21 protein-coding genes, 1 pseudogene and 1 riboswitch are annotated in these 26391 nt (G+C 66.7%); of the genes and pseudogenes, 6 read left to right on the top strand and 16 right to left on the bottom strand.

What is annotated here, in order from left to right:
• Positions 1 to 18 precede the first annotated feature (18 nt).
• From JVX90_RS08280 to cobN, 3 genes are all read right to left on the bottom strand, one after another.
• Complete coding sequence (locus JVX90_RS08280) at positions 19 to 1641, bottom strand: amidohydrolase (RefSeq protein WP_205331879.1); 1623 nt, start codon at positions 1639 to 1641, stop codon at positions 19 to 21.
• Positions 1642 to 1677: 36 nt separating this feature from the next.
• Complete coding sequence (locus JVX90_RS08275) at positions 1678 to 2205, bottom strand: FxsA family protein (RefSeq protein WP_205331878.1); 528 nt, start codon at positions 2203 to 2205, stop codon at positions 1678 to 1680.
• A gap of 136 nt (positions 2206 to 2341) precedes the next feature.
• Complete coding sequence (gene cobN, locus JVX90_RS08270; protein WP_205331877.1) at positions 2342 to 5983, bottom strand: cobaltochelatase subunit CobN; 3642 nt, start codon at positions 5981 to 5983, stop codon at positions 2342 to 2344.
• A gap of 47 nt (positions 5984 to 6030) precedes the next feature.
• A riboswitch (cobalamin riboswitch) is annotated at positions 6031 to 6167 on the bottom strand.
• A 15-nt stretch (positions 6168 to 6182) separates the two neighbouring features.
• Here cobN and cobG point away from each other — a divergent pair.
• Positions 6183 to 7319: a precorrin-3B synthase gene (cobG, locus tag JVX90_RS08265; RefSeq protein ID WP_205331876.1), complete on the top strand. Its 1137-nt coding sequence runs from the start codon at positions 6183 to 6185 to the stop codon at positions 7317 to 7319.
• A gap of 93 nt (positions 7320 to 7412) precedes the next feature.
• Here cobG and JVX90_RS08260 read toward each other — a convergent pair whose 3' ends face one another.
• Positions 7413 to 8969, bottom strand: coding sequence for an HNH endonuclease signature motif containing protein (locus tag JVX90_RS08260; protein ID WP_205331875.1), 1557 nt, complete (start codon positions 8967 to 8969; stop codon positions 7413 to 7415).
• Between the two features lie 154 nt (positions 8970 to 9123).
• Here JVX90_RS08260 and JVX90_RS20550 point away from each other — a divergent pair.
• From JVX90_RS20550 to JVX90_RS08250, 3 genes and pseudogenes are all read left to right on the top strand, one after another.
• Positions 9124 to 9357: pseudogene (locus JVX90_RS20550) on the top strand (hypothetical protein); the annotation flags it as partial.
• A 70-nt stretch (positions 9358 to 9427) separates the two neighbouring features.
• On the top strand, positions 9428 to 10051 hold the full coding sequence (locus JVX90_RS08255) for a precorrin-8X methylmutase (RefSeq protein WP_205331874.1): 624 nt from the start codon (positions 9428 to 9430) through the stop codon (positions 10049 to 10051).
• Between the two features lie 11 nt (positions 10052 to 10062).
• Positions 10063 to 11550 carry a precorrin-2 C(20)-methyltransferase gene (locus JVX90_RS08250; RefSeq protein ID WP_205331873.1) on the top strand — a complete coding sequence of 496 codons (1488 nt, stop codon included), beginning with the start codon at positions 10063 to 10065 and terminating at the stop codon, positions 11548 to 11550.
• Here the strand turns inward: JVX90_RS08250 and JVX90_RS08245 are convergent.
• Genes JVX90_RS08245 through JVX90_RS08230 form a run of 4 tightly spaced genes read right to left on the bottom strand, consistent with a single transcriptional unit; the run spans position 11541 to position 14989 of the window.
• Positions 11541 to 12272 carry a cobalt-precorrin-6A reductase gene (locus JVX90_RS08245; protein ID WP_205331872.1) on the bottom strand — a complete coding sequence of 244 codons (732 nt, stop codon included), beginning with the start codon at positions 12270 to 12272 and terminating at the stop codon, positions 11541 to 11543. The genes JVX90_RS08250 and JVX90_RS08245 overlap by 10 nt on opposite strands.
• On the bottom strand, positions 12265 to 13032 hold the full coding sequence (locus JVX90_RS08240; protein WP_205331871.1) for an SAM-dependent methyltransferase: 768 nt from the start codon (positions 13030 to 13032) through the stop codon (positions 12265 to 12267). Before JVX90_RS08240 ends, JVX90_RS08245 begins: the two co-directional genes overlap by 8 nt.
• The gene (gene cbiE, locus JVX90_RS08235) at positions 13029 to 14243 is read right to left on the bottom strand and encodes a precorrin-6y C5,15-methyltransferase (decarboxylating) subunit CbiE (RefSeq protein ID WP_205331870.1); all 1215 of its coding nucleotides are present in this window, start codon (positions 14241 to 14243) and stop codon (positions 13029 to 13031) included. Before cbiE ends, JVX90_RS08240 begins: the two co-directional genes overlap by 4 nt.
• Positions 14240 to 14989 carry an SDR family NAD(P)-dependent oxidoreductase gene (locus JVX90_RS08230; protein WP_205331869.1) on the bottom strand — a complete coding sequence of 250 codons (750 nt, stop codon included), beginning with the start codon at positions 14987 to 14989 and terminating at the stop codon, positions 14240 to 14242. Before JVX90_RS08230 ends, cbiE begins: the two co-directional genes overlap by 4 nt.
• Before the next feature lie 128 nt (positions 14990 to 15117).
• Between JVX90_RS08230 and JVX90_RS08225 the strand changes: the two genes are divergently transcribed.
• On the top strand, positions 15118 to 15525 hold the full coding sequence (locus JVX90_RS08225; RefSeq protein ID WP_205331868.1) for a TIGR03618 family F420-dependent PPOX class oxidoreductase: 408 nt from the start codon (positions 15118 to 15120) through the stop codon (positions 15523 to 15525).
• Positions 15526 to 15532: 7 nt separating this feature from the next.
• Here JVX90_RS08225 and JVX90_RS08220 read toward each other — a convergent pair whose 3' ends face one another.
• Positions 15533 to 16471, bottom strand: coding sequence for a 5'-3' exonuclease (locus tag JVX90_RS08220; protein WP_205332335.1), 939 nt, complete (start codon positions 16469 to 16471; stop codon positions 15533 to 15535).
• Between the two features lie 93 nt (positions 16472 to 16564).
• Here JVX90_RS08220 and JVX90_RS08215 point away from each other — a divergent pair, with 93 nt between their 5' ends.
• Complete coding sequence (locus tag JVX90_RS08215) at positions 16565 to 17689, top strand: Xaa-Pro peptidase family protein (protein WP_205331867.1); 1125 nt, start codon at positions 16565 to 16567, stop codon at positions 17687 to 17689.
• Between the two features lie 73 nt (positions 17690 to 17762).
• Here the strand turns inward: JVX90_RS08215 and JVX90_RS08210 are convergent, their stop codons facing one another.
• From JVX90_RS08210 to pafA, 7 genes are all read right to left on the bottom strand, one after another.
• The gene (locus tag JVX90_RS08210) at positions 17763 to 18794 is read right to left on the bottom strand and encodes a DUF4333 domain-containing protein (RefSeq protein ID WP_205331866.1); all 1032 of its coding nucleotides are present in this window, start codon (positions 18792 to 18794) and stop codon (positions 17763 to 17765) included.
• A 103-nt stretch (positions 18795 to 18897) separates the two neighbouring features.
• Positions 18898 to 21660 carry a DEAD/DEAH box helicase gene (locus JVX90_RS08205; protein ID WP_205331865.1) on the bottom strand — a complete coding sequence of 921 codons (2763 nt, stop codon included), beginning with the start codon at positions 21658 to 21660 and terminating at the stop codon, positions 18898 to 18900.
• Positions 21661 to 21663: 3 nt separating this feature from the next.
• Entirely contained in the window at positions 21664 to 22587 is a 924-nt protein-coding gene (gene tatC, locus JVX90_RS08200; protein ID WP_205332334.1) for a twin-arginine translocase subunit TatC, read from the bottom strand.
• 84 nt (positions 22588 to 22671) lie between these two features.
• Complete coding sequence (gene tatA, locus JVX90_RS08195; protein ID WP_205331864.1) at positions 22672 to 22920, bottom strand: Sec-independent protein translocase subunit TatA; 249 nt, start codon at positions 22918 to 22920, stop codon at positions 22672 to 22674.
• 140 nt (positions 22921 to 23060) lie between these two features.
• Positions 23061 to 24026 (bottom strand): WYL domain-containing protein, encoded by a 966-nt coding sequence (locus JVX90_RS08190; RefSeq protein ID WP_205331863.1) that lies wholly within the window; start codon positions 24024 to 24026, stop codon positions 23061 to 23063.
• A complete protein-coding gene (locus tag JVX90_RS08185) occupies positions 24023 to 25015 on the bottom strand; it encodes a WYL domain-containing protein (RefSeq protein WP_205331862.1) in 993 nt (330 codons plus the stop codon). The genes JVX90_RS08190 and JVX90_RS08185 overlap by 4 nt, the downstream gene beginning before the upstream one ends.
• 16 nt (positions 25016 to 25031) lie before the next feature.
• Positions 25032 to 26390, bottom strand: coding sequence for a Pup--protein ligase (gene pafA / locus JVX90_RS08180; RefSeq protein WP_205331861.1), 1359 nt, complete (start codon positions 26388 to 26390; stop codon positions 25032 to 25034).
• Position 26391: the final 1 nt, after the last annotated feature.

Raw genomic sequence — 26391 nt, 5'->3', positions numbered from 1 at the left:
ACGCCCAGCCGGGGAGCCTCACGCAGTCGGCCGCTCGTAAATGGTGACTCCGGCAGCGACTGTCCGGACGCATTCGGGCAGCCGCGCGCCGGGAGCGACGTCAGGGAGCGCCGGGACACGCGATCTGGGATCGGTGGACCAACGCTGCACGCCCGCATGAGAGGCGGCGACGACGAGTTCGTCGACGTCCCATACCGCGTAGTGGGCGGGCGCACCCGGCACGAGCGTGCCGGTGAGCCCGTCGTTGATCCCTCCGGCGCGCCAGCCGCCACGAGTGCAGGCGGCGAACGCGGCGCGGGGCGAGATCGCGTTGGTGGGCGTGTGGTGGTGCGCCGCGGCACGAATGGTCGCCCACGGGTCGATGTCGCAGACCGGTGCGTCACTCGAGAACGCTAGGGCTACTCCCGCTTTTGCCAGGCCCGCGAAGTTGTTGAGCGTCGGAGCCCGGTCACCGAGCCGCTTGACGTACAGGGCGTCGTCGCCGCCCCATTCGTCGTCGAACAGCGGCTGCATGCTCGCGACCACTCCGCATCGTGCGAACACCTCGGCCTGCTCCGTAGTGACCATCTCGGCGTGTTCGAGACGATGGGCGCATCGTGCGAGCGCGGGCGTGCCCAGTTCGTCGGCGACGAGGGTCATCGCGGCCGCGACAGCCGCGACGGCGCCGTCGCCGATCACGTGGAACCCGGCCTGCACACCTGCGAGTGTGGTCGCGCGCAGATGGTTGGCGACGGACTCTTCGTCGAGGTAGCTCACGCCGAACTCACCCGGTGCATCGCTGTACTCCGTGCTCAGCCACGCGGTGCGTGACCCCAGCGCGCCGTCCACGAACAGGTCACCGCCGATCCCGTCGGCACCCATCGCGGAGACCACGGCGCGTGCCTCCTCCAGCGTGCTGACCGGCTGACCCCAATACCGGCGGACTGTCACACCGTGCTCGAGGTCGGCGAGCGAGCGGAAGTCGTCCACCCCGCTGATGTCGGGACCGCCGTTCTCGTGAACGGCGACGACGCCGCGCGCCGCGGCGTGATCGAGCGCCTTGATCTGCGCGTCGTGGCGGGCTTCGGGAGTGATCAGTGCACGCGCCGCCGCACGGACACGATGGTGGGCGTCTGCGACCAGCGGTCCTTGCGCATCAAAACCGGTGACGGCCTCGATACCGTGCACAAGCTCCCGAAGCGCACTTGAAGCCGCTGCCGAATGCTCGTCGACACGCGCCAGGTAGACGGGGCGCCCACCGGCGACCCGATCGATGTCGGCGGTGGTGGGCGGCATGTCGTCGTCAGGCTGATCGCCGGACCACGTGGACGCGTCCCAGCCGAGACCCCAGACGATCGCCTGATCAGAGTCGGCCACGTGCGCGGCGAGCCGATCGAGACAGTCGGTGCGGCTCGTGGCGTCCGTCAGGTCTAGACCGGTCAGCCGAAGCCCCATGTCAGTCAGATGAACGTGCGAGTCGACGAACGCCGGTGCGACGAAGTGACCTTCGAGGTCGATCACCTCTGCGTCAGGGTGGAGTGCCCTACCCACATCGTCGGTCCCGACCCAGACGACAACGCCGTCGGTGATCGCGAATGCAGTGGCATCGGGGACGGCCGGCGAGGAATAGACCATTCCGCCGACCAGAAGCTGTGTGGTCACGCCCTCGATTGTGTCAAAGGGTCGGCGGGCCTGCCGTCAGGGTTGGGTGACCGGCGACTTCGGCAGCCGGGGCAGGTCGATGTAGACGCTGCCGTCTGGATTGCGCGGCGTGACGTCGACCACATCGGACGTCTGGTCGACGACGTCGCCCTCGACGGATCCGTCCACATAGCGACGGCCCATTCCGCCGGGAACTCCGGCCACCATGAACGAGGTGCGCCGGAGGAGGCTCCGCTCAACGGCAGGCGCAAGCATGCGGCGGACCGGTGGTGTCATAAGAACAAGTCCGACAACGGTCGAGACCACACCTGGAAGGATCGTGAACAACGCTGCACCGGCGAACAGCGCTGTGTCGGACGCAGGTTCCCCGTCTGTCGGTTCGCGTCGGGACGCTCGCCGCAGGTCAGCGGTGAGTCCACGAGCGCGGCGGCCCAGCACAGAGAAGCCGACTGCTGCGGCGCCCAGGGTGATCAGCAAGGCCCACCCGAAGCCGAGGAAGTAGGTCAACGCTGCGAATGCCGCGATTTCCACCACGACGTAGCCCGCGAGTAGAAGCCTGATCATGTCCGTGTCTCCCTCGTGCGTCGTTGGGACACTGTCGTGTCACGTGCGCTTGTCTGTACGTACAACGCCTGCGTCCACAAAAGAGTTCCCTTCGACTCGCTCCGCTCGCTCAGGGCGAGCCCGCGTCTCTGGCACGTCAGCTCTCAGTGCGCTCCTCGATGTCGCCTTCGGCGTCGAGATACACGCGGCGGAGTTCGTCGAGGAGTTCGGCGGGAGGCTCATGCCACATGTCGCGCTCCACGGCTTCGAGGAGCCGCTCGGAGATCCCGTGCAGGGCCCAGGGGTTGGACTGCTGCAGGAACTCGCGGTTGGTCTCGTCCAGAACGTACTGCTCGGTGAGCTGTTCGTACATCCAGTCGGCGACGACGTCGGTTGTGGCGTCGTAACCGAACAGGTAGTCGACCGTCGCCGCCATCTCGAAAGCGCCCTTGTACCCGTGGCGTCGCATTGCCGACAGCCAACGGGGGTTCACCACGCGGGCGCGAAACACCCGTGAGGTCTCCTCGTGAAGTGTGCGAGTGCGTACGGAGTCGGGGCGGGTCGAGTCGCCGATGTAGGCCTCGGGGTTCGACCCGGTGAGGGATCGGACCGTGGCGATCATCCCGCCGTGGAACTGGAAGTAGTCGTCCGAGTCGGCGATGTCGTGTTCGCGGGTGTCGGTGTTCTTCGCGGCGACGGCGATCCGGCGGTACGCCGCACGCATGTCGTCGACAGCGGCGACACCGTCGAGGTCGCGGCCGTACGCGTATCCGCCCCATTCGGTGTAGACAGCCGCGAGGTCGTCGTCGGTACGCCACTGCTTCGAGTCGATCAACTGGAGTAGCCCGGCACCGTACGTCCCAGGACGGGAGCCGAACACCCGGGTCGTCGCGCGTCGTGCATCGCCGTGCTCGGCGACAGCCGCCCGAGCATGTGCTGCCACGAAGTTGTCGGAGTCGGGCTCGTCTGCGTCGGCGGCGAGGCGCACTGCGTCGTCGAGCATGGTGACCACATGTGAGAAGGCGTCGCGGAAGAACCCCGAGATCCGGATCGTGACGTCGATGCGAGGCCGTCCGAGTTCGGCGAGCGGTACCAGTTCGACGCCCGTGATGCGGCGGGACATCTCGTCCCACACGGGGGCCACACCGAGGAGAGCGAGGATCTCGCCGACGTCGTCGCCCGAGGTCCGCATCGCGCTGGTCCCCCAGACCGACAGTCCGACAGACGCCGGATACTCACCGTGGTCGGCGAGATAACGCTCCACGAGGGAGTCGGCCATCGCGCGACCGGTCTCGAAGGCCAACTGGGAGGGAACCGCCTTGGGGTCGACGGAATAGAAGTTCCGGCCAGTCGGGAGCACGTTTATCAGGCCGCGGAGCGGTGAACCGCTTGGCCCCGCCTCGATGAAACCGCCGTCGAGCGCATGGAGCACCTGGTCGATCTCGCGACTCGTCTGTCGGAGCCGGGGAATCACTTCGGTGGCGGCGAAGGTGAGAATCTTCTCAACCTCGACCGGATGACCGACTGATGCCGCGGTGACGGTCTCAACAGACCAGTCGCCCGCTGCACATGCCGACACGAGGTCGCGAGCGATCTGCTCCACACGATCGACGTCACCTCGTGACGAGTCGTTCTCGACCAGACCGAGTGCTTCGCGCAGACCCGGGAGGCTCTGCGAACCACCCCACAGCTGGCGGGCCCGGAGCATGGCGAGGACGAGGTCCACTTCGGTCTCGGCGTCAGGCGCCTGACCGAGCACGTGGAGACCGTCGCGGATCGCGGCGTCCTTGATCTCGCAGAGCCATCCGTCGACGTGCAGGAGCATGTCGTCGAACACGTCTTCCTCCGGGCGCTCCGCGAGGCCGAGGTCGGCGTCCATCTTCGCGGCGGTCAGGAGGGTCCAGATCTGCTGTCGAATCGCCGGCAGCTTGCCCGGATCGAGTGCGGAGATGTTCGCGTGTTCGTCGAGGAGCTGTTCGAGTCGGGAGATGTCGCCGTACGACTCGGCGCGGGCCATCGGCGGAATCAGATGGTCGACGAGCACGGCGTGCGCCCGACGCTTCGCCTGAGTGCCCTCGCCGGGGTCGTTGACCAGGAAAGGGTAGATCAGTGGGAGGTCACCCAGCGCGGCATCGGTGCCGCAGTCCGCCGACATGCCGAGGGTCTTGCCGGGCAGCCATTCCAGGTTGCCGTGTTTGCCGACGTGGACAACGGCGTCGGCGCCGAAACCCCACCCGTCGGTGTCGGCCCGAGATGCGAGCCAACGGTAGCTCGCCAGGTAGTGGTGACTCGGCGGCAGGTCCGGGTCGTGGTAAATCGCGACGGGATTCTCGCCGAAGCCGCGGGGCGGCTGCACCAGCAGGACGATGTTCCCGAACGTCATCGCGGCGATCACTATGTCGCCCTCCGGATTCGCCGACCTGTCGACGAAGAGCTCGCCGGGCGGCGGACCCCAGTGTTCGATGACCGCTCCGCGGAGACCTTCTGGCAGGGTCTGGAACCAGCGTGTGTAGTCGGCCGCCCCGACTCGGATCGGATTCGCAGCCAGCGCGTCCTCCGTCAGCCAGTCGGCGTCCTGGCCTCCGGCGTCGATCAACGCGTGCATAAGTGCATCCGGATCGTCAGCATCCGGGGTCGCACCGAGACCCGGCACGTCGTCGGCGACCAGGTAACCGGCGTCGCCGAGCGCCCTCAGCAGGTGAACAAGGCTGCGGGGGGTGTCGAGGCCGACAGCGTTGCCGATTCGTGCATGCTTCGTCGGGTAGGCCGACAGCAGAAGCGCGATACGGCGCTCAGACGCGGGAAGGTGACGCAGCCGAGCGTGCCGGACGGCGATGCCTGCGACACGTGCGCAGCGCTCGGGGTCGGGCGCGTAGAACGGCAGTCCATTGTCGTCGAACTCTTTGAACGAGAACGGCACTGTGATGATGCGGCCGTCGAACTCGGGCACTGCGACCTGGCTCGCGACGTCGAGCGGCGACACCCCGTCGTCTTGCGACGCCCAATCGTCGCGGGACGACGTGAGGCACAGCCCTTGCAGGATCGGAATGTCCAGGGCTGCGAGACGTTCGACGTTCCATGCTTCGTCGTCGCCGCCTGCGCCCGCGGTGGCCGGTGTCGTGCCGCCGGCAGCGAGCACGGTCACGATCAACGCGTCGAAGGCGCCGAGATGGGCGATCAGATCGTCGTCGGCTGCCCGCAGGGACGCGCAGAAGACAGCTTGCGCGTCCGCTCCGTGACTCTGGATCGCCGTGCACAGGGTGTCGACGTACTCGGTGTTTCCAGCGAGATGCTGGGCCCGGTAGTACAGGACGCCGACCCGCATCTCGACTGCGCTCGATGAGCCGGAAGACTCGCTCGATGAGCCGGACGGTGTGCGTTCCAGGATTCCCCAGGAGGGAGTCTCGACGGGCGGAGCGAATCCGAGGCCGGTGAGCAGCACGGTGTCGGACAGGAAGTTGTGCACGGCGGCGAGGTTCGCGTGACCGCCCGCGACGAAGTAACTGTGGGCCTGGGCGGCGACGCCTGTCGGAACGGTCGACATCGCCATCAGATCCGGGTCGGGGTTGAGTTCACCGGAGAGGACGATCACCGGCACCTGCTGAGCGAGGACCGCGTCGAGTCCCTCTTCCCATGCACGGCGTCCGCCCAGGATTCTGACGACGACAAGATCGGCGCCGTCGATGAGAGCGGGGATCTCGTCGAGCAGGATGCGGCTCGGGTTCGCGACTCGGTAGTCCGCCCCGCAGGTCGCGGCGGTGCGCAGATCGGTGTCGGACGTGGACAACAGCGTGATCACGGCGTACTCCTCGCCGGGAATACGCGCCCGGCATCGTGGGGACGGCCGAGGCTTCTCGGCCTGACGACGTGGGTCTGGCTCGGAACGGCGTTTGAACACCGGCTCCTCACAGTGGCGCGACCGCGCCGGTTTCGCACCGGCTTCCACATCGAGTTCGACGCTCATCGTAGTCACCCGAAGTGAGCACTAGGCTGAACGGGTGAGCATTCCCGCAGACCGCTGCCCCGGCGTCTTCCGGACCCACCAGGCCGCTGACGGCGCCCTGGCCCGTATCCGGGTGCCCGGCGGCGTGATCACTCCCGGTGCTCTCGACGCCGTCGCGCTGGCGGCTGACGAGTTCGGAGACGGCAGCATAGAACTGACAGTTCGCGGAAACCTCCAGGTCAGGGGCATCGCCGAGAAGGATGTCGTGGCGTTCGCAGAGGCCGTGATCGCGGCAGGTCTCGCGTCGGACTCCGACCACGACAGAGTCCGCAACGTGATCGTCTCTCCGTTCAGCGGCCGGGTCGGCGGGCTCGCGGACCTGAGGCCTCTCGCGGATGCACTCGTCGACGCCTTGGTGGCCGCCGACTGGTCGTCGTCGCTGTCGGGGCGGTTCTGGTTCGGCTTAGACGACGGCCGCGGCGACGTCCTCGCCAGGACGACGGACGTCGCGGGTGTCGCGGTCGACTCGGACCACGCTCTTGTCGTGATCGGCGGCTCACACGTCGTCGGACCGGTACCGCTGCACGACCTTCCCGATCGGATGGTCGCTGTGGCTCGGGCGTTCCTCGACGTCGCCGACGGCGCGTGGCGGATCTCCGATCTCGACGAGGACGGTCGCGCCACGTTGTTCGCCACCCTCGGAGCATCGGCCGAGGAGTCTCTCCCGGCGCCACGCCATCCCGAACCGCGTGTCGGATGGTTCGACCAGGCCGACGGCCGCGTGATGCTCGGCGCGGTTGTGCCGTTCGGCAGCCTCACCGCCGAACAGGCGCGCTACGCGGCAGCGATCGGCGTCCCGGTGTCGGTCACGACCGAACGCGAGATCCTGATCGGCGACCTCGACGAGGCCGTCGCCGAGACCGTCGTTCGAGTGCTCGCTCCCCTAGGTTTCATATTCGACTCCCGATCGCCGTGGACCACGCTCACCGCATGCACGGGATCACCCGGCTGTGCGAAGTCGGCCGCCGATGTCCGTGCCGCAGTACGCGAGCACGTCGCGGACCTCGACCCGGACGCCGACGCACCGCCGCACGAACACTGGATTGGATGTGATCGTGGCTGCGGATCTCCGGCTCGGACCCATGTCCGTGTCCTCGCAACCGCCGACGGCACCCTTCGACGTGTCGACTAGCTCCTCCTGTCGCGCCCTGTCGTTTGCCGAGCGCTCTCGTTTGTCGAGCGCAGTCGAGACTGCGTCGACGAACCGAACCCCAACCGCGTCCGGTCAGAACGGGGGCGTCTCGACTGCGCTCGACGTGCTGGCCAGTCGTTCCCGTTTGCGGCGGTTGTAGGCCCGCATCCGCATGCGGTACCGGTGTTTGGCGTCGGTGGGCGTCCGCGGGCGCCCCGGATCCGACTCGGCAGCCGGCCGCGAGGTTGTCGGGGCATCGTCGTGCACGCACGGGAGGAGCCCCAGTTCGGGCAGCAGCCAGTGGTTCAACGCCCGGGACCGGACGGTGATCCCTTCGGGGGTGGTGGTCTCGGTCCAGATGACTCCGTTTGCGTCGACTATCTGATCGTCGAGCCAGCCGTCGACAAACGTCTTCAAACCGTGGTGGAACCGGCACTTCGGATTGAGGTTGCACGGACACGTCGGACCACCCACGGCCGGGTCGTCATGGTTGTACTCCGCGACATGATCCAGATCGCACCGGTAGGCGGGCATATCGCACCCCGGGTGGGTGCACCTGCCGTGCACCGCCCGCACGAGGGCGTCGCACGCCGCGGTCGGCCGGTACCCGTTCGACGCTTGCGACGCTCCGCCGAGCAGATCGGTGACGTCGAGATCGCGAACTACGGTATCGGTGTCGGCGGCGATGTCGCGAGCATGCTCGGCAGTGATCGGCCCGAACCCATCCAGGTAGGCGGGGATATCGGACTCCCCGGTCAGAGACTCCCGCCGAGCCACCACATGCAGCACGACAGTCGCCAGACGCGCCGCAACATCGACGCCCGCACGCGACGGGCAGTCGTCGTGGTCGCACTGGCAGGCGAACACCTTTCCGGTGAGCAGGGCGATCACCGCGTCCGAGCGGCGCACAGCCTTGCCGCGCGGATCATCGGCGCACACGCCCGCGATGATTGCATCGATCGAGTCCTGCGCCAGACGGACGTCCTCAACCGATCCCGTCACCCGCAGATCGGCCAGAGTCCCATCAACCGGCTCGACCACAACCTTCTTCCGAGGCTTGGCAGCCTCACGAGCTGCCTGGGCGGCATCGGCATCGTGTTCGGCGACAACAGCAGCAACGATCTCGGTCACACGTGGCCCGGTCAGGTTACCCGCGCCACGGAGTCGGTCGGCGGCCTCTGCGTCGATCATCGCGAGGACATCGGTGTCGATGACCGCAGCAGTCTGATCGAGCGCGAGACGGAACTGCTTGGGCGTGAGGAGACCCCCACGCAGCAGCACGCCAATCGCCGGGACACGTTCCATGCACGAGACAGCCTCGTCGACGAACTTCTCCCCGGTGCGCTGACGAACCCCACGCACGGTCGCGTACGACGCGGCGACCTGACACAGCGGGTCGTACAGATTGGTGAACGCGCCCGCCGCCCCGCAGACCTGGTCGAGGCGACGCTGGTACACGCGGTAGATCGCCTCGTACTGATCCCACAAGACCATGCCCTGGAACAGATCAGACCGTGCAGCGAACAGCATCAACGCCGCATCAGTGGCATCCGACCCTTCAGCGAGGTCCGGCAGCACCATCCGGAAGACGAACATCCCGTCTTCGACGGTGAGCGTGGCCCCGGCCTGATCGGCAAGTGCGGTGTTCATATCAACCCCTTGATTCGAACGTACATTCGATCTTAATCCGACATTTCGGTGTGGTCAATAGCTTTCTGGCCGAATCTGCGACTGGCTGTGCCACTGCTCCCGCGGCGGACGTCGCCGAATAGGGGATGGTGTCGTCGGGTGGTGTTGACCGGACGGTGTCACGGTCGCGGGCTTCTACCCTTCGCTCCACCTCAATCTGGCCGACGACTTCCGGCGTCTGGGCGCGTTCGACGCCGCCCGCGAGCACCTGGCGGCGGCGCGCACAGCGTCGTCTGAACTCGGATCAGACGGGTACGGCCGAATGATCAGGCAGGCGATCGACGAAGTCGGCACGGCTGTGGATGCAGGTGACACCGCGCCCCGCGCGTCGGCGCCAGGCCCGACCTGATTCCGCCACACGCAGCCCGCGTACCCACGGCAGTGTCCGTGCACGGGCACTCAGTAGTGTCGAACGCACTATGACGGACTACATCCGAGACGGCGCGGAGATCTATCGCCAATCATTCGCAACGATCCGCGCGGAGTCGGATCTGGCCCGCTTCCCGGCCGACCTCGAACCGGTGGTCGTGCGCATGATCCATGCGTCGGGTCAGACGGACCTCGCAGCTGACGTGGCCTTCTCCCCCGGTGTCGTCGCCGCCGCACGAGGCGCACTCGAAGCAGGCGGACCGATCCTGTGCGATACGAATATGGTCGCGTCCGGCGTCACCCGCCTCCGACTGCCTGCCGACAACGATGTGCGTTGCCACCTGCGCGAACCTGGAATCTCTGACATCGCCGAACGGATCGGGAACACCCGCACGGCGGCGGCGCTCGAGTTCTGGCGCGACGACCTCGAGAGGTCTGTCGTGGCGATCGGCAACGCGCCCACTGCCCTGTTCGCGCTGCTCGACCTGATCGACGACGGTTGGCCTCGCCCCGCGGCGATCATCGGCGCACCCGTCGGATTCATCGGCGCCGCCGAATCGTGCGCCGCACTCGCCGCGCGCACGGATCTCGAATTCATCACCGTGACCGGCCGACGCGGCGGATCTGCGATCACCGCGGCCGCTCTCAACGCACTCGCGAGCCCCGTCGAATGAAGGACAGTCGAATGAACGGCAAACTGTGGGGTGTCGGACTCGGCCCAGGTGACTCCGAACTCGTCACGGTCAAGGCCGCGCGCATCATCGGTGAGGCGGACGTGATCGCGTTCCACTGTGCGCGGCACGGGAATTCGATCGCCCTGTCGGTCGCGCAGCCGTACTTGCGTGAAGGCCAGATCCACGAGCGTCTCATGTACCCGCTCACGGTCGAGACCACCGACCATCCCGGCGGATACGCCGGCGCGATGGCCGACTTCTACACCGAGAGCGCGGCGCGTCTGGCCGAACATCTGGATGCGGGGCGGACTGTTGTTGTCCTCGCCGAGGGCGACCCACTCTTCTACAGCTCGTACATGCACATGCACAAACGTCTCGTCGAGCGCTTCGACGCGGAGATCATTCCGGGTGTCACATCGGTGAGCGCGGCGTCGGCGGCGGTCGGTATCCCACTCGTTGAGGGCGAGGAGACGCTCACCGTGCTCCCGGGCACCGCCGAGCCCGGCGAATTGATCGCGCACATGCGCTCGGGCAAGGCGCTGGCGATCATGAAACTGGGACGCACGTTCGTGAAGGTCCGTGACGCCCTCGCGTCGGCGGGCAGGCTCGACGAGGCCTGGTATGTCGAACGCGCATCAACCGAGCGGCAGCGTGTTGAGCGTGCGGTCGACGTCGATCCCGAATCCGTCCCGTACTTCTCTCTGATCGTTGTTCCGGGTGGACGCAACAACCCCTACGCGGGACAGTCGGGTGCGCGTGCCGGTGAAGTGGTTGTGGTGGGACTCGGGCCGGGCCCCGTCGAGCAGACGACGCCGCAGGTCGCCGCGGAGATCGCCGCGGCGACCGACCTCGTGGGGTACACGACGTACCTTCGTCGGATCGCACCTCGGCCGGGTCAGCGGGTGCACGCCAGCGACAACCGGGTGGAGGCCGAGCGGGCCGAGTTCGCTCTGGACCTCGCCGCCCGAGGGGCACGGGTGGCCGTCGTGTCGTCCGGTGACCCCGGGGTGTTCGCGATGGCCTCGGCCGTCAGCGAAGTGGCGGCCGAACCGCGGTGGCACAACGTCGCAGTACGGGTCGTGCCGGGAGTGAGCGCAGCTCATGCAGTCGCCGCCGCCGCCGGTGCTCCACTCGGTCACGACTTCGCGGTGATCTCGTTGTCGAACCTACTCAAACCGGATGCCGTCATCGAAGACCGGCTGCGGCATGCGATTGCGGCGGATCTCGCGGTCGCGATCTACAACCCGGCGTCGTCGAAGCGGACCGAGCAGATCCTTCGCCTGAAGGAACTTCTGACGGAATCAGTCCCGGCCGATCGGGTGATCATCCAAGGGCGCGACGTCGGCGGACCCGGCGAGAAGGTCACCGTCACCACGGCCGCCGGTTTCGACCCGTCAACCGTCGACATGCGCACTCTGTTGATCATCGGTTCGTCAACGACCACCGCGGTCTCTCGAACAGCCGGCGACTTGGTGTTCACACCGCGTCACTACAGCTGAGCCTGCAGCCATTCCACAGCCTCGTCGACTGTACAGACGCGCTGGATGCCGTCAGATTCTCCGGGGCGATCGACGACGATCACCGGCAATCCGAGTTCGCGGGCGGCGGCCAGCTTCGCCGAGGTCAACGATCCGCCGCTGTTCTTCGTGACCACGACCTCGATCCGATGCCGACGCATCAGGTCGAGTTCGCCGTCCAGCGAGTAAGGCCCGCGCGAGCGCAGCACCTCATGGTGTGGCGGCAGTGTGCGCTCGGGGGGATCGACCACCCGAATCAGAAACCACGAATCCGCGACGTCGGCGAACGCCGACACGTCCTGACGGCCGGTGGTGAGGAAGACGCGGCGCCCGCCCACGACAGCGGCGGCGGCGTCGATTGTCGGGACCCTCGTCCAGTCGTCGCCCGGCCGTTCGACCCATTCGGGTCGGGTGAGTCGAAGGTGGGGTACACCCTCGTCGGCCGCGGCCGCGTGCGCGTTAGGCGTGATCCGCGCAGCGAACGGGTGCGTCGCGTCGACCACGGCACGAACGCCGTTGTCCCGCATGAACTCCGCGAGGCCACGCCGCCCACCGAAGCCGCCGATGCGTACCGCGCCGACGGGCAGCCGCGGCGATGCGACGCGTCCTGCGAGTGAACTCAGGACGTCGACACCGTCGTCGACGAGAGCCTTCGCGAGAGCTCGAGCCTCACCGGTTCCGCCGAGGATCAGCACATCAGCCATCGGTGCGCAGCTTGGTCATGCGTGCCTGCGAGTACAGGTAGCTGTCCACGAGGTCTGGATGTGCGGCGCCGTCGAGTGCACGTCCGATGAAGATCACCGCCGTCTTGGTGATGCCGGCTGCTGCGAGCGCCGTGGGGAGCTCGTTGAGCGGTGCGCGGACCACCCTCTGATCGTTTCGCGATGCGAACGCGACGGTCGCCGTCGGACAGTCCGCCCCGTAGGGCTCGGTGAGGTCCTCCACGATCTGCTCGGTGCGATGAGCCGCCAGGTGGAGGGCGAGCGTCACGCCGCTGCGTCCGAGGGTCGCCAGGTCCTCGCCCGGAGGCATGTCGGTCGACAGGGTCGAGACTCGCGTGATCAGAAGGCTCTGGCCGACGCCGGGCACAGTCAACTCGGCGTCGATCGCGGCCGCTGCTGCTGCGAACGCTGGCACACCCGGCACGAGTTCGTACGGGATGTCGAGCGCGCGGAGACGGCTGAGCTGTTCAGTCAAAGCCGAGTACAGCGAAAGGTCGCCCGAATGGAGACGTGCGACGTCGTGTCCCGCGGCGTGAGCCTTCGCGATCTCGGCGACGATCCGCTCCAACGGCATCGTCGCCGTGTCGATCGTGGCGGCACCGTCGGGCAGGCGATCCAACAGTTCTCTCGGCACGAGGGAACCAGCGTAGAGGCAGGTCTGGCACTCGGCGAGGCGCTGCGCACCGCGGACCGTGATCAGGTCGGCCGCGCCGGGGCCGGCACCGATGAAGTAGACGGTCACGAGGGTTCGGCTCCTGATTCCTTGACGGCCGACCATTGGACGATCGGGAGTGCGGGACGCCATGCCGTCGACCGTCCCAGCGGTGCGGCCCGTTCGACGCTGACCCTGATCAGGTCCCCACCGTGTTTGCCGACCGCCTCCACGAGGAGTCGTTCGGTCTCGAGGGTGACCGCGTTGGCGACGATGCGGCCGCCGGTTCGCAGGGCCGACCAGGCGGTGTCGAGGACTTCCGCGGTCATCCCCCCGCCGATGAAAACGGCATCGGGGGTTGGAGCGCCGGCGAGAGCGGCGGGGGCGCCGCCGCGAATCTCGTAGCGGTCACCGACCCCGTGCCTGCGCGCATTGGACGTGGCGACGTCGGCGCGGTCGGCATCCGATTCGAAGGCGACGACTCGTCCCGTGCGTAGTTGCCGCAGCCATTCGATGCCGACACTCCCCGATCCCGCGCCGACATCCCACAGGAGGCATCCCTCCGCCGGCGCGAGAGCACTGACCGTGAGAGCTCGGACAGGTTGCTTCGTGAGTTGTCCATCGTTCACGAAGTGGCTGTCGGGCAGTCCCGGTGCCCGGGAGACCGCCGGACCGATACAATCGACGGCGACGACGTTGAGCGCAGGCGCCCCGTCGTTCCAGACATCGGCGCGGCCGGTGACGACTTGTTCGTCGACCCCGCCGAGATCGCCGAGGACGGTGATCGTGGACGAGCCGAAACCGAGTGACCGGAGCAGTTCGGCGACCTGCGCAGGCGTGGACCCGTCGCGTGAGAGGACGAACAGACGGGCACCGTCGGCGAGGTGGAGCGCAAGCGTCTCGACGGGCGCCGTCACCAGGCTGACGACAACCGTCGATGCGAGGTCCCAACTCAGTCTGGCTGCAGCGAGTGACACGCTCGACGGCGACGAATGCACAGTCACCCGGTCGGGTCCGACAAGCCGTACGAGCGACGCCCCGACGCCGTGGAACATCGGATCACCGCTGGCCAGGACGTGGACGACGTCGGCGCCGCCGATCGACGCGGCCAGCGAGGCGAGATGCTCGGACATCGGACTGCGCCAGGGCGTCCGCGCAGCGGGGAGGTCGGCCGGCAGCAGGTCGAGCTGCCGAGCCGAGCCGTACACGTCAGTGGCCGCCTCCAACGAGTGCCGGGCGGTCGGCGACAACGACTCCCAGCCGTCGGCGCCCATGCCGACGACGACGAACCGACCGGTCACCGCGGCATCCGCCGCCAGATCGCGCGTGGCACAAAACGAGTGGCGAAGCCGACAAGACTGAGCCTACGTGGAATCCACACTTCGCGGCGCCCTCTGCGGTATGCGACTGCCACCGCGTCGGCGACGTCGTCGGGCGTCAATGACATCGGTGCCGGCTTCACGCCGGACTCCATCAGGTCCTTTGTCATCGCACCGATCACAAACCCCGGACGGGCGAGCAGCACTCGCACACCACTCCCGTGCAGGGCGTCGGACAGTCCACTCGCGAACCCGTCGAGGCCCGCCTTGGTGGAGCCGTAGACGTAGTTGCCCTTGCGGACCCGCACGCCGGCGATCGACGAGTAGACGATGATCGTCCCGGACTTCTGTCGGCGAAGCGCCACCGCCAACGGTGTGATGACGCTGATCTGCGCGTAGTAGTCGGTGTGGGCGATCTGCAGTGCGTGTTCGACGTCCGTCTCGGCGCGCGCCGCGTCACCGAGGATGCCGAACGCGATGATCGCTGCTTCAATCGGACCGTGATCAGCAACGATCCGGTCGACGAGCATGGAATGGCCGGCCACGTCGTCGGCGTCGAAGTCGATCGTGTGCACGTCGTCGGCACCCGCCGCGAGCAAGATTCGACTCTCGACGGTCAGGTCGTCGGGGCGTCTGGCCGCGAGGACCACACGTTTGCCGGAGGCGAGCCTGGCAGCGGTGGCGACGCCGATCTCACTGCGTCCGCCGAAGAGCACGATGGTTCCCACTCCTGCAGTATTCCAGCGTCTCTGCCCTGCTCGACGATCGGGCGGCGTCTGGTCGGAGAACTTCGCTTGAGTGCACCCTCCCCCTGCTCGAGGACTGGTGGGGTGGAGAGAGCCACTAGTCTCGATCCATGCCTCGTACTCTCGCCGATCTGAGTCCCGCCGCCGATGAGTTGCTGGCCGCGTATCACCTCGCCACCCTTGCGACGAGCCGCGCGGACGGCACTCCGCACGTGTGCCCGGTCGGATTCACCATCGACCGCGACGCAGGCGTCGCCCGGGTCATCACGTCCGACGACAACCAGAAGGTGAAGAACGCAGAACGCGGCGAGTACGCAGCCCTGACACACGTCGACGGTGCACGGTGGCTCACTGTCGAGGGACCCGCCCGCGTGCTCCGCGACCCGACGTCTGTGCGCGACGCAGAGGCCAGCTACGAGGCGCGCTACCGCAAGCCACGCCCCAATCCCCGCCGCGTGGTCATCGAGGTGACCGTGACACGAGTGATGGGTGCGGCGTCGATGTTCGCCGGCGAGTAGTACTCGGCTAGAAGTCCCACTCCAACGCTTTGGCGAGACGCCCGATGCTCGCGTCGATCCCGAGCTCCTCGACGAGGGCTCGCAAGCCGTCCGCGTCATCAGGCTGCGTGGGCAGGCGATCGTCGGGCCTGCTCTCCACGGTGTCGGCATCGGTTCGGACCGCCACCACTGTGCGCGCCGCTCGCAGATAGTCCTTCGAGTCCTGGATCGAATTGCGGGCTCGGGCCGCCATCGTCGACTCCGGCTGGTATGCAGCCGCCTCAAGGGTGTCCAGGTCGCCGAACGCCGTGATGAGCTTGGCTGCGGTCTTCTCCCCGATTCCCGGGACTCCAGGCAACCCGTCGGACGGGTCGCCACGCAGTATCGACATCTCAGCGTATGCCGTACCTGCGCGTTCGGCGGGCACTGCGTACTTGGCGGCCACCTCCATCGGACCCATCAGCTCGGCATTGCGCAATCCGCGTCCAACGTAGAGGACACGCACCGGAACCGGGTCGTCGGCCACCACCTGCAGCAGGTCACGGTCGCCGCTCACGACGAGCACGGCGTCGTCGGCCTCGGCGAACGCAAGAGTTCCGATCACATCGTCGGCCTCACACCCGACCGCTCCCGACGTCGTGATGCCCGCACACCGGAGAACGTCCATGATCATGTCGACCTGCGGCGTCAACGTGTCGGGCACTTCTTCGACATCCGGCGCGCCCCCGGAGCCGGCGGTCGCGACTCGGTGTTCTTTGTACGAGGGGATCAACTCGGTACGGAACGACGGGCGCCAGTCGAGGTCGAGGCACACGACCAGCCTGTCGGGACGATGATCGGTGACCAGCGCGGCGATTGTGTCCACGAACCCGCGGACGGCGTTGACGGGTCTCCCATCCGGCGACGTCATCTTCTCCGGGAGAGCGAAGAACGAACGAAACCACAGGCTGGCACCATCGAGCAGCATCACTGATCCGGTCATGGGAGACAACTGTTCCACACTCCGCCGACATCCGACCGCCCGAACCTGTCCCTCGGTCGACCCGCGTAGCCTGGCGGCATGGCAGAGACCGCAGACCGATTCCCCTCGGACGTGTACCGGCAGAGACTGCGGCGCGCCACCGACCTCACCGCGGAAGCCGACGTCGACGCGTTGATCGTCGGCACCGGACCCGACTTCCGCTACCTCACCGGATCGACTGCCGACACGTTCGAACGACTCACCGCGCTCATCGTCCCCGCGGGTGGCGATCCGCGCGTGGTCACCGCGAGGCTCGAACTCGCCGCACTCCGGGAGTCCGCCATAGGCGACCTCGAATTGTCGGTCGTGGACTGGGTCGACGGCCAGGATCCATACCAGCTGGCGATGGCCGGCCTTCCGGGCGACGCGCGAATCGCGGTCTCCGACTCGCTGCCCGCACTCCACCTGGTCCCGCTAGCTGCGCGGACGTCGACCCCGCCCGAGCTGGCAACCGAAATCCTCCGCGAACTGCGGATGATCAAGGACGACGCCGAACTCGACGCACTTCGTCGCGCAGGTGCCGCGATCGACCGAGTCCACGCTCGAATGGGCGAGTTTCTTCGGCCCGGTAGGACCGAGGCCGCTGTCGCCGCCGACATCGACGCGGCGATCCGAGCCGAGGGGCACACCGAGGCGGAGTTCATCATCGTCGGATCCGGACCGAACGGCGCCGACCCGCACCACGAGCAGTCCGACCGCGTGATCAGCGTCGACGACATCGTCGTCATCGACATCGGTGGGCCCGTGCCACCGGGTTACAACTCCGATTCGACGCGCACCTACTGCTTCGCTCCCCCACGACCCGACATCGCCGACGCGTACGCCGCGTTGGAACGGGCGCAGGCGGCGGCCGTCGCGGCGGTCCGCCCCGGCGTGACCGCCGAGACCATCGACGCTGCCGCCCGTCGGGTTCTTGTCGACGCCGGTCTCGGAGACCACTTCATCCACCGGACCGGACATGGGATCGGTCTCTCCGTGCATGAGGAGCCGTACATCGTCGAGGGCAACAGCGACGTCCTCCGCGAAGGGATGGCGTTCAGTGTGGAGCCCGGCGTGTACGTGACCGGTGACTGGGGCGCCCGTATCGAAGACATCGTGGTCGTCACCGCCGACGGCTGCGAACCGCTCAACAAGCGACCACACGGACTCGTCCAGCTCGGCTGATCTCCCAGCCCGTGCCGAAGACGCGAATCGGCCCGAACCCACGTCGGGTTCGGGCCGATTCGTCTGTCACCGGTCAGTTGACGGGACGGGACACCTCGTATGTTCCATCGGAGTCCTTGACCGTGACGGTCACATGCTTGTTCTCGCCGTTGACCTTGACTGAGCAGGTGAACGTCGTGCCCGACTCCACCTTCTGACCATCCGGGCAGCTGACGTCCTTGACATCGGAGATCCCGTAGCCGTCGGGTTCGGGCTGCGTGAGGATCTTCTGCACACCGTCTTGGACGGCACTCTGTGACAGCCCACCCTGCGCCCACTTCGGCCAGACGAATGCTGTCAGCAGAACGATCGCCGCCACCACGACCAGGCCGCCGCCGATGATGGCGATGAGCTTGCCCTTGCCGCCCTTCGATCCCGGTGCGCCGGGCGCGGCGAGGTTCGAGGCATTCGGATCCAGAGTCGCGTTCAGATCGACGCCACCGGGGTAGGCGGGCGCTCCGTACTGCGGCTGGCCTGGTGCACCGTGCGCGGGAGCACCATATTGCGGAGCACCGTATTGGGGCGCACTGTTCTGGGGCTGCCCGGACGCTCCGTACTGTGGCTGGCCGAATCCCGGCTGCCCGGGTGCGGCCGGCTGCGGCGTCTGCCCCGGCGCACCGTACTGCGAAGCAGTCGGCGCTCCATACTGGGGCTGCGCCGGGTTTCCGTACTGCGGAGCCTGGGCGTAACCGGGAGCCTGGCCGTACGCCGGCGGCTGACCGTACTGGGCCTGACCATATTGAGGCTGACCGTATTGGGCCTGTCCCGCGGCCGGCTGTTGGTAGCCGGGAGCAGGTGCCTGGGGTGCGCCAGGAGCCGTGTACTGGGTCGTCGGTGCGCTCTGCTGCGGCAATGGCTGATTGATCTCGGTCGCGGGCAGCGGCTTGTTGAGCTCAGTCGGTTGAGCCGGCGCAGGCGTCGCAGGAAGCTGCGAGATCGTCGTAGCGTCTGCATGCTCATCGTTCGTCGACGTGTCGGGGCGCTCGACGATCGATGTCGCGTCGTTGTTCGCGTCGGGCTCAGGCGCGTTCGCGCCCGCGTCGGTCGGCTCGTTACCAGTGGTCATCGCAGACCTCTCCTCATCGATGGGGAATGCCCGTTTCTCTATCGGGTGTCAGGCTACCCCAGCGCGTACTCCACACCGGGGACGAACGACGGTGTCGCGCAGGTCAGCTGAGCTCCGACGCGACCACCCCGCGGCGTACTCCGGCAACTGCTCGCTTCGCCGTGGCCGCAAGCGGGTCTGCGGGATCCACGCCGAGCCGGATCTGTTCTAACAGGTCGATGACCTGGCGGTTCCACCGGACGAAGTCGCCGGGTGACAACAGGTTCCCTTGCGATCCGGCCGCGCCCAGAGCCTCGCGCAGCGAACGGCCAGACGCCCACGCCGACACTGCGGCGCAGAACCCGGTATCCGGTTCACGTGTTTGAACGACTCCGTGTCGATCCTGGACCCGATTGGTGGCCTCCCACACCTGAATCGTCCCGGTGAGGGCGTCCCGCATCGCGGGGTTGCCCGGCATCGAATCGACGCCCGCACCGTACGACTCGCGTCTTGAGACGAACAGAACCGACGACACGACGGCGGCGAGGTCTGATGGCGACAGACCGTTCCACACGCCGGCCCGGATGCACTCGGCGACAAGCAGATCGCTCTCGCTGTAGATGCGCCGCAGCACTGCGCCGGTCGGCGTCACCCGCAACGAACCCGCGCCGTCGTCCTCGAGATAGTCGAGTTCAACCAGTACACCGACAACAGCGTCGAAGTCGGTCTCCAGTTGGGACGTCCGCTCGTGGACGGCTTTCTCAAGTGCCGCGACTTCACGTTGCACTCGGGCTCGTCGCTCGGACATCCGGTACAGCGCGTCGAGGCCGGATGCCTTGTGCATGGGATGTGTTCGCAGTCTGCGGCGGAGTTCGTCCAGTTCGTAGTCGGGCTCGGCGGCCTTCTTCTTGACCTTGCCGCGGGGCCGCTCGATCCCGGACTTCTGCAGCGTGGCCGCGATCTCGCGTCTGGCGTGCCGTGAGCGGGTGTCGGCGTTCTTCGGAATGCGGATGCCGCCGAGGACAATCGGCGGGTTGACGAAGTCCGACGTCCCGATACGTCCGACCCAACCGTCTTCGGACAGGACGAGCGGCTTCGGGTCGGCGCCCTTCCACGCACTTTCGAGGACCACCGCGAGACCCCGGTGGCGGCCGGTCTCGACCGAGATCACCTGACCGCGAGTCAACGCCGAGAGATCCTCGGAGATCGCGTGTGCACCGTCGACGCGGCGCACGAACTTCTGGGCGCGTTCTTTTCGGCGGATCTCTTCACGTAGACCCACGTACTCGGTGAATCGTTCCGGGTCGATCCCGTTGCGTCCCGCCGCAGCATCGATCTCGTTGTCGAGCTTGCGGAGTGTCCGGTCGGCGTTGTCGAGCTGACGCGCCTGGCCCACCACCGACCGGTCCGTCTGGAACTGAGCGAACGAGCGACGCAGGAGGGCCCGTGAGCCGTCCACACCGAGGCGATCGATCAGATTCATCGCCATGTTGTATTCGGGAGTGAACGAGCTCCGCAGGGGGAAAGTCCGGGCTCCCGCAAGCCCGGCGACACGTTCGGGCTGCACCTCGGGCGTCCAGACCACGACCGCGTGCCCCTCGACATCGATGCCGCGTCGGCCGGCACGTCCGGTCAGCTGGGTGTACTCCCCTGGCGTCAGGTCGACGTGCGATTCGCCGTTGTACTTCACCAAGCGCTCGAGGACCACACTGCGTGCGGGCATGTTGATGCCGAGAGCAAGCGTCTCGGTCGCGAACACCACCTTGATCAAGCCGAGCGAGAAGAGCTCTTCGACGGCTTGCCGGAAGGTGGGGAGCATACCCGCGTGGTGCGCTGCGAAGCCGCGCCTCAGTGCCCATCGCCAGTCGTCTACGCCGAGCACCTCGGAGTCACCCGGTGCCAGTTCGGCCAGATGCGCATCGACTACCGCATCGACTTTCGCTACCTCTTCTGGTTCGAGCAGGTGCAGATCCGAGCGCAGACACTGCGCAAGTGCGCCCTCACAACCGGCTCTGGAGAAGATGAAGTCGATTGCCGGAAGCAGACCTTCGGCTTCGAGGTTCGCGATCATGCGGGGCCGGTTGACTCCCCCGGTCCTGTTGCCACGTCGCCTGCGTTCCCGAGACAGGCGATCCTCGTACCCGCCGACCGCGTCCGGACTGAGCATGCGGTGTTTGATGTATCGCGACAGTTCCGAGTTGACCTGCCTCTTCCCCTTGTCGTCGGCTCCACGCCTGCGCCTGTCGAAGAGTTCGAACATCCGGTTCCCGACAAGCATGTGCTGATGCAGAGGCACCGGGCGGTGCTCATCAACGATGACGGCGGTGTCGCCGCGGACCGTGGTGATCCAATCGCCGAACTCCTCGGCGTTGCTGACCGTCGCCGACAGGCTGACGACCCTCACGTTCTGGTCGAGTCCCAGGATCACCTCCTCCCACACCGCACCGCGGAAGCGGTCCGCCAGGAAGTGCACCTCGTCCATCACGACGTGGGAGAGGCCCCCCAGCGCCGTGGAGTCGGCATAGATCATGTTGCGCAGCACCTCGGTCGTCATCACGACCACCGGCGCCGACGAGTTGATCGAGTTGTCGCCGGTCAGCAGGCCGACGTTCTCATCGCCGTGCACCGCGACGAGATCGTGGTACTTCTGATTGCTCAGCGCTTTGATCGGTGTGGTGTAGAAACACTTGCCACCCTCGGCGAGCGCCAGATGGACGGCGAATTCTCCGACGATCGTCTTGCCCGCGCCGGTGGGAGCACAGACGAGAACGCCGCGGCCGTCTTCGAGGGACTGGCACGCCCGACGCTGGAAGTCGTCGATCCCGAAGTCGAGTCGGGAGGTGAATGCGATCAGTTCTGGTCCGGAGGCCGGTGCGTCGGTGCTCATCCCCTACAGGATCTCATCGAAAGCCGAATCCGCGCGAACGGAATTCCGACTCCGCGTGGCGCCGATCGGGCCGGATGATGCGACCTGCGTCGGAGCGGGGACCGCGGACGCGGTCTCACGGTCGAGCGGAGACGCCTCATCGTCGGAGAGGTCGGCCCAGTCGGGATTCCGTTTCGCTTTGCGCTTGTCGTGGATGCGCGCGACCTGGATTGCGAACTCGAGCAGCACCGTGAGCGCGCACGCGAGTGCGAGCATCGTGAACGGGTCCTGGCCCGGGGTCACGATCGCGGCGAAGACGAACATCGTGAAGATCAGGCCGCGCCGCCACGCTTTGAGCCGCTTGTAACTGACGATGCCCACCATGTTCAACGCGACGATCAGCAGAGGCAGCTCAAAACTGATGCCGAAGATGATTAGCAGATGCAGCATGAAGCTGAAGTACTGGTCGCCGGACAGGGCCGTCACCTGGACATCCTGCCCGACGGTCAGGAGGAACTCGAACGCCTTCGCGACGACGATGTAGGCGAGCACTGCGCCTGCGACGAACAGCACCGCGGCAGCGGAGACGAAGCTGACCGCGTACTTGCGTTCGTTGGAATGCAGGCCGGGTGTGATGAAACGCCACAGTTGGTAGAACCAGATCGGACAGGCGATGACAATGCCGGCGGTCAGTGCTACCTGCAGCCGAAGCATGAACTGGTCGAACGGACCGGTTGCGAGAAGGCGGCACGACCCGTCCGGGGTAAGCGTTGCGCGGACGGACGGATCGAGTTCGCAGTAGGGGCCGCGCAGCAACTCACCGAGCGAAGAGATAGGACCGGGGCCGTGCGTGTACCAGATGAACCCGAAGATCGTGGTCAACACGATCGCAGCGAGTGACAGCAGCAGCCGGTACCTGAGCTCGTACAGATGCTCGGCCAGCGGCATCGAGCCGTTCGGATTGGTCTTACTGCGCCGCTTGCGCGGATCGAGTCGACGGAGGTTGATTCCCACGCGAGTGACAGATGGCGGCTAGGCCGACTTCTTCTTCTCGACGTCCACGTTCACCTCGACAGTCGGCTCCACCGCGGGCAGCTCACGAGGAGCGTCATCGGCAGGCTTCTTGTCTGATCCGTCATTGGCCATCTCGGCCATCTCGGACTTGAAGATGCGCATCGAACGACCGAGTCCACGTGCAGCCTCCGGCAGCTTCTTCGAGCCGAAGAGCACAACGAGAACCACCAGAACGATTGCCCAGTGCCACCAGGAAAGGGCGCCCATGACCAAAACCTCCACACGATAAACAGATGTCCCCTCCGACTCTACCCGCCGCGCGAGATTTCGCCGGATGTGTGTCACGAGTCGACGCGTGAAGGTCCTCCACCTCCCGCGGACCGACGTGCACCGACCGGGTTGTTCGGTCAGTATCGGGCGCGAGCCGAGACCGCCGTCTTGTGAACCGCCGCAGCCACGTCATCGGCTTCGCCCGCGAGGAGCCGGACTCGGCCGCCGAAACTGCGGAGGAAGCGTTCCAGCCACTGGGCCGAGCCGTAATGGAGGACGGCGACGATCGGGCCGTCGGGTTCACCGTTCAGCTCAGTCTCGGCCTCTGCGGCGTAGTACTCCAGCAGCCAGAGCGCATCCGGTTCGATCTCGACACGCACGGTCGGCAGATCATCGGTCAACGACGACGTTCCGCCGATCGGTTCGAGATTGGCCGCACGTTCGGGAGGTGCGGCCGGCTCGTCGAGCTGTTCTGCCGAGTACACGCGATCGAAGCGGAACAGGCGCACGCCGCCGGACGTCCGGCACCATGCCTCGAGGTAGCTCTGCCCGTCGATCGCCTGGATCATGATGGGATCCACGACTCGATCGGACACCTCATCGCGGCTCGGCGTGTAGTACCGGATCGCTAGCGCCCGACCGGCGGCGACCGCGGCCCGGATCGTCCTGTGGACGGGATCATCGGTGACCGGACCCGGATCGCCTGCTGCCGCGAAAGGACGCAGCGTCTCCCCGACGGCGGCTTCGATCTTGGCCATCGCACGGCGGACCGCGTCCGCGTCGACCGCACCGGCGTCGAGAAGCATGCGCAGGGCGATGAGCAGGACGTTGGCCTCGGCACCGGTCAGGCGCAACGGACGGTCCATGCCTGCGGTGAAACCGACATGCACCCAGCCACTCGAGAACTCGATGTCGATCAAGTCGTCGGGCATGTAGCCGGGGAGTCCGCACACGAACAACTGCTCGAGGTCCTTCGTGAGCTGGCGTTCGGTGAGACCGAGATCGGCCGCCGCGACCGACAGTTTGATGCCCGGCCTGGCCAGGAAGTACGGGACCATTGCCAAGAGCCGGGACAGTCGGGTGGGTGCTGCTGCAGGGTTCATCGGGCCACCTCCATCGCGACGAGTCGATCGAGTTCGGCGATCACCTCGGCGCGCAGGTCCGCGGGTTCGAGGACGACGGCGTCGGCGCCTGCGTCGAGCACAGCGCGGATCACGGCGGACGGTGAACGCAACTCGATATCGACGACGTCGCCTTCGTCGCCGGACAGCGAGCGAGGAGTCGTGGTGGTCGCGAGTCGGCGGAGCGCGTGGCCGCGGTCGGCTGCCAACCATATCGACGCCGTCGCACCGGACGCGCCGTTCGCTCCCGAGACGGCCGCCTCGACGAGCGCGTTCAAATCGACGTCCGTCGGCACGTGCACGGAACCCCGATCGGACGCGGACGCGACGTTCTCCACTCGGGAGAGCCGGAAGGTTCGAGTGGCGTCGCGGTCGAGGTCGTGCCCGACGACGTACCAGCGGCCACGATTGCCGACCACACCCCACGGCTCCAGCCTGCGCTCAGCTCGTCCCTTCGAGGTCCGGTGTGTGAAGGTGACCGACTGTCGCGCCTCGATCGCGCCCAGCAGACCACGGATGGTCGCCTCCGACCCCATCGACTTCGTAGCTCCACCCGACATGACAGCCAACTCGTCCGGCGACGCGACTTCGACGCCCGCGGCACGTAGTTTCAGTACCGCGGTCTGCGACACGACGCTGACGTCCGGATCGCGCCAGACAGCGGCGGCGGCCGCGACGGCAGCGGCTTCGTCTGCTTCCAACGACACGGCGGGCAGCGCGTAGTCGGCTGGCTTGATGCGGTAACCGTCGTCCGCGGACAACGGATTGCGTCCCGTCTCGACGGGAATCCCCATCTCACGGAGCTCGTTCTTGTCCCGTTCGAGCATCCGCTTGAAGGTGTCGTCGGTCTTGTCGGGTGCGTCCTTGTACCCGATCACGTTCTTCCGCAGATAGTCGGCGGTCACGTACTGACGTGCCGACATCAAGCAGATGACGAGGTTGAGCAGGCGCTCGTTCTTTCCGGTGGCCACGCGGCCATCGTAGAGGCTAGAGCGACGAGATGAGCCGATCGACGCGCTCGTCCACATTTCGGAACGGATCCTTGCACAGAACAGTGCGCTGTGCCTGATCGTTCAGTTTGAGGTGAACCCAGTCGACAGTGAAGTCACGCTGCGCCTTGGTCGCCGCCGCAATGAAGTCGCCACGCAGTTTTGCGCGCGTGGTCTGCGGTGGCGTCGTGACGGCGGCGTCGATCTCCTCGTCGGTGACCACCCGTGCGGCGAGCCCTTTGCGCTGCAGAAGGTCGAATACGCCACGACCCCGACGGATGTCGTGGTAGGCGAGGTCCAATTGGGCGATCTTCGGGTCGCCGAGGTCCATCGAGTACCGGTCTTGGTAGCGACGGAACAGCTTCTGCTTGATGACCCAGTCGATCTCGGTGTCGACACCGCTGAAATCTCCCGACTCCACGGCATCGAGCGTGCGACCCCAGAGGTCGACGACCCGGTCCATCACCGGATCAGGGGTGCGGTTCTCCAGATGGATCACAGCACGTGCGTGGTATTCACGCTGGATCGACAAGGCGGTCGCCGTGCGTCCCCCTGCCAGGCGCACCTCCCGTCGGCCGGTGGTGTCGTGGCTGATGTCGCGGATCGCCCGGATCGGGTTGTCGAGCGCGAAGTCGTGGAACGAGATTCCCGACTCGATCATCTCCAATACGAGCAGGGCCGAGCCGACCTTGAGCATCGTTGTGGTCTCGGACATGTTCGAGTCGCCGACGATCACGTGCATCCGCCGGTACTTCTCCGCGTCCGCGTGCGGTTCGTCGCGCGTGTTGATGATGGGACGCGAACGTGTAGTGGCCGACGACACGCCCTCCCAGATGTGGTCCGCGCGCTGCGAGAGGCACAGCCGGGTCTCTTGACCGACCGTCTGAACCTTCCCTGCGCCGCAGATCAACTGGCGCGTCACGAGGAAGGGCAGCAGCACGTCCGACACTCGACCGAACTCGCCCATCCGATTGACCAGGTAGTTCTCGTGGCAGCCGTACGAGTTGCCCGCCGAGTCGGTGTTGTTCTTGAAGAGATAGATGTCGCCGCCGATCCCTTCATCGGCCAACCGCTGCTCGGCGTCGACGATCAACTCCTCGAGGATCCGTTCGCCGGAGCGGTCGTGAGCGATCAGTTGCGCCACCGAATCGCATTCGGCCGTCGCGTACTCGGGATGCGACCCGACGTCGAGGTAGAGTCGCGCGCCGTTCTCCAAGAAGACGTTCGACGACCGGCCCCACGCGACGACACGACGGAACAGGTACCGAGCGACTTCGTCCGGGCTCAGTCGACGCTGCCCCTCAAAGGTGCAGGTGACACCGAACTCGGTCTCGATGCCCATGATGCGGCGTTCCACG

The sequence above is a fragment of the Gordonia sp. PDNC005 genome (assembly GCF_016919385.1).
In the GTDB taxonomy this organism is placed as follows: Bacteria; Actinomycetota; Actinomycetes; order Mycobacteriales; family Mycobacteriaceae; genus Gordonia.
Note: the sequence above shows the minus strand (reverse complement) of the source record. Positions and strands in the feature narration are given on the sequence as shown.

Excerpts from the sequence above, each read along its gene's own strand:
- JVX90_RS08275 (WP_205331878.1), bottom strand. The coding sequence starts at position 2,205 with ATGATCAGGCTTCTACTCGCGGGCTACGTCGTGGTGGAAATCGCGGCA.
- JVX90_RS08260 (WP_205331875.1), bottom strand. The coding sequence starts at position 8,969 with ATGAACACCGCACTTGCCGATCAGGCCGGGGCCACGCTCACCGTCGAA.
- JVX90_RS08255 (WP_205331874.1), top strand. The coding sequence starts at position 9,428 with ATGACGGACTACATCCGAGACGGCGCGGAGATCTATCGCCAATCATTC.
- JVX90_RS08250 (WP_205331873.1), top strand. The coding sequence starts at position 10,063 with ATGAACGGCAAACTGTGGGGTGTCGGACTCGGCCCAGGTGACTCCGAA.
- JVX90_RS08245 (WP_205331872.1), bottom strand. The coding sequence starts at position 12,272 with ATGGCTGATGTGCTGATCCTCGGCGGAACCGGTGAGGCTCGAGCTCTC.
- JVX90_RS08225 (WP_205331868.1), top strand. The coding sequence starts at position 15,118 with ATGCCTCGTACTCTCGCCGATCTGAGTCCCGCCGCCGATGAGTTGCTG.
- JVX90_RS08220 (WP_205332335.1), bottom strand. The coding sequence starts at position 16,471 with ATGCTGCTCGATGGTGCCAGCCTGTGGTTTCGTTCGTTCTTCGCTCTC.
- JVX90_RS08215 (WP_205331867.1), top strand. The coding sequence starts at position 16,565 with ATGGCAGAGACCGCAGACCGATTCCCCTCGGACGTGTACCGGCAGAGA.
- JVX90_RS08210 (WP_205331866.1), bottom strand. The coding sequence starts at position 18,794 with ATGACCACTGGTAACGAGCCGACCGACGCGGGCGCGAACGCGCCTGAG.
- JVX90_RS08205 (WP_205331865.1), bottom strand. The coding sequence starts at position 21,660 with ATGAGCACCGACGCACCGGCCTCCGGACCAGAACTGATCGCATTCACC.
- tatC (WP_205332334.1), bottom strand. The coding sequence starts at position 22,587 with ATGCCGCTGGCCGAGCATCTGTACGAGCTCAGGTACCGGCTGCTGCTG.
- tatA (WP_205331864.1), bottom strand. The coding sequence starts at position 22,920 with ATGGGCGCCCTTTCCTGGTGGCACTGGGCAATCGTTCTGGTGGTTCTC.
- JVX90_RS08190 (WP_205331863.1), bottom strand. The coding sequence starts at position 24,026 with ATGAACCCTGCAGCAGCACCCACCCGACTGTCCCGGCTCTTGGCAATG.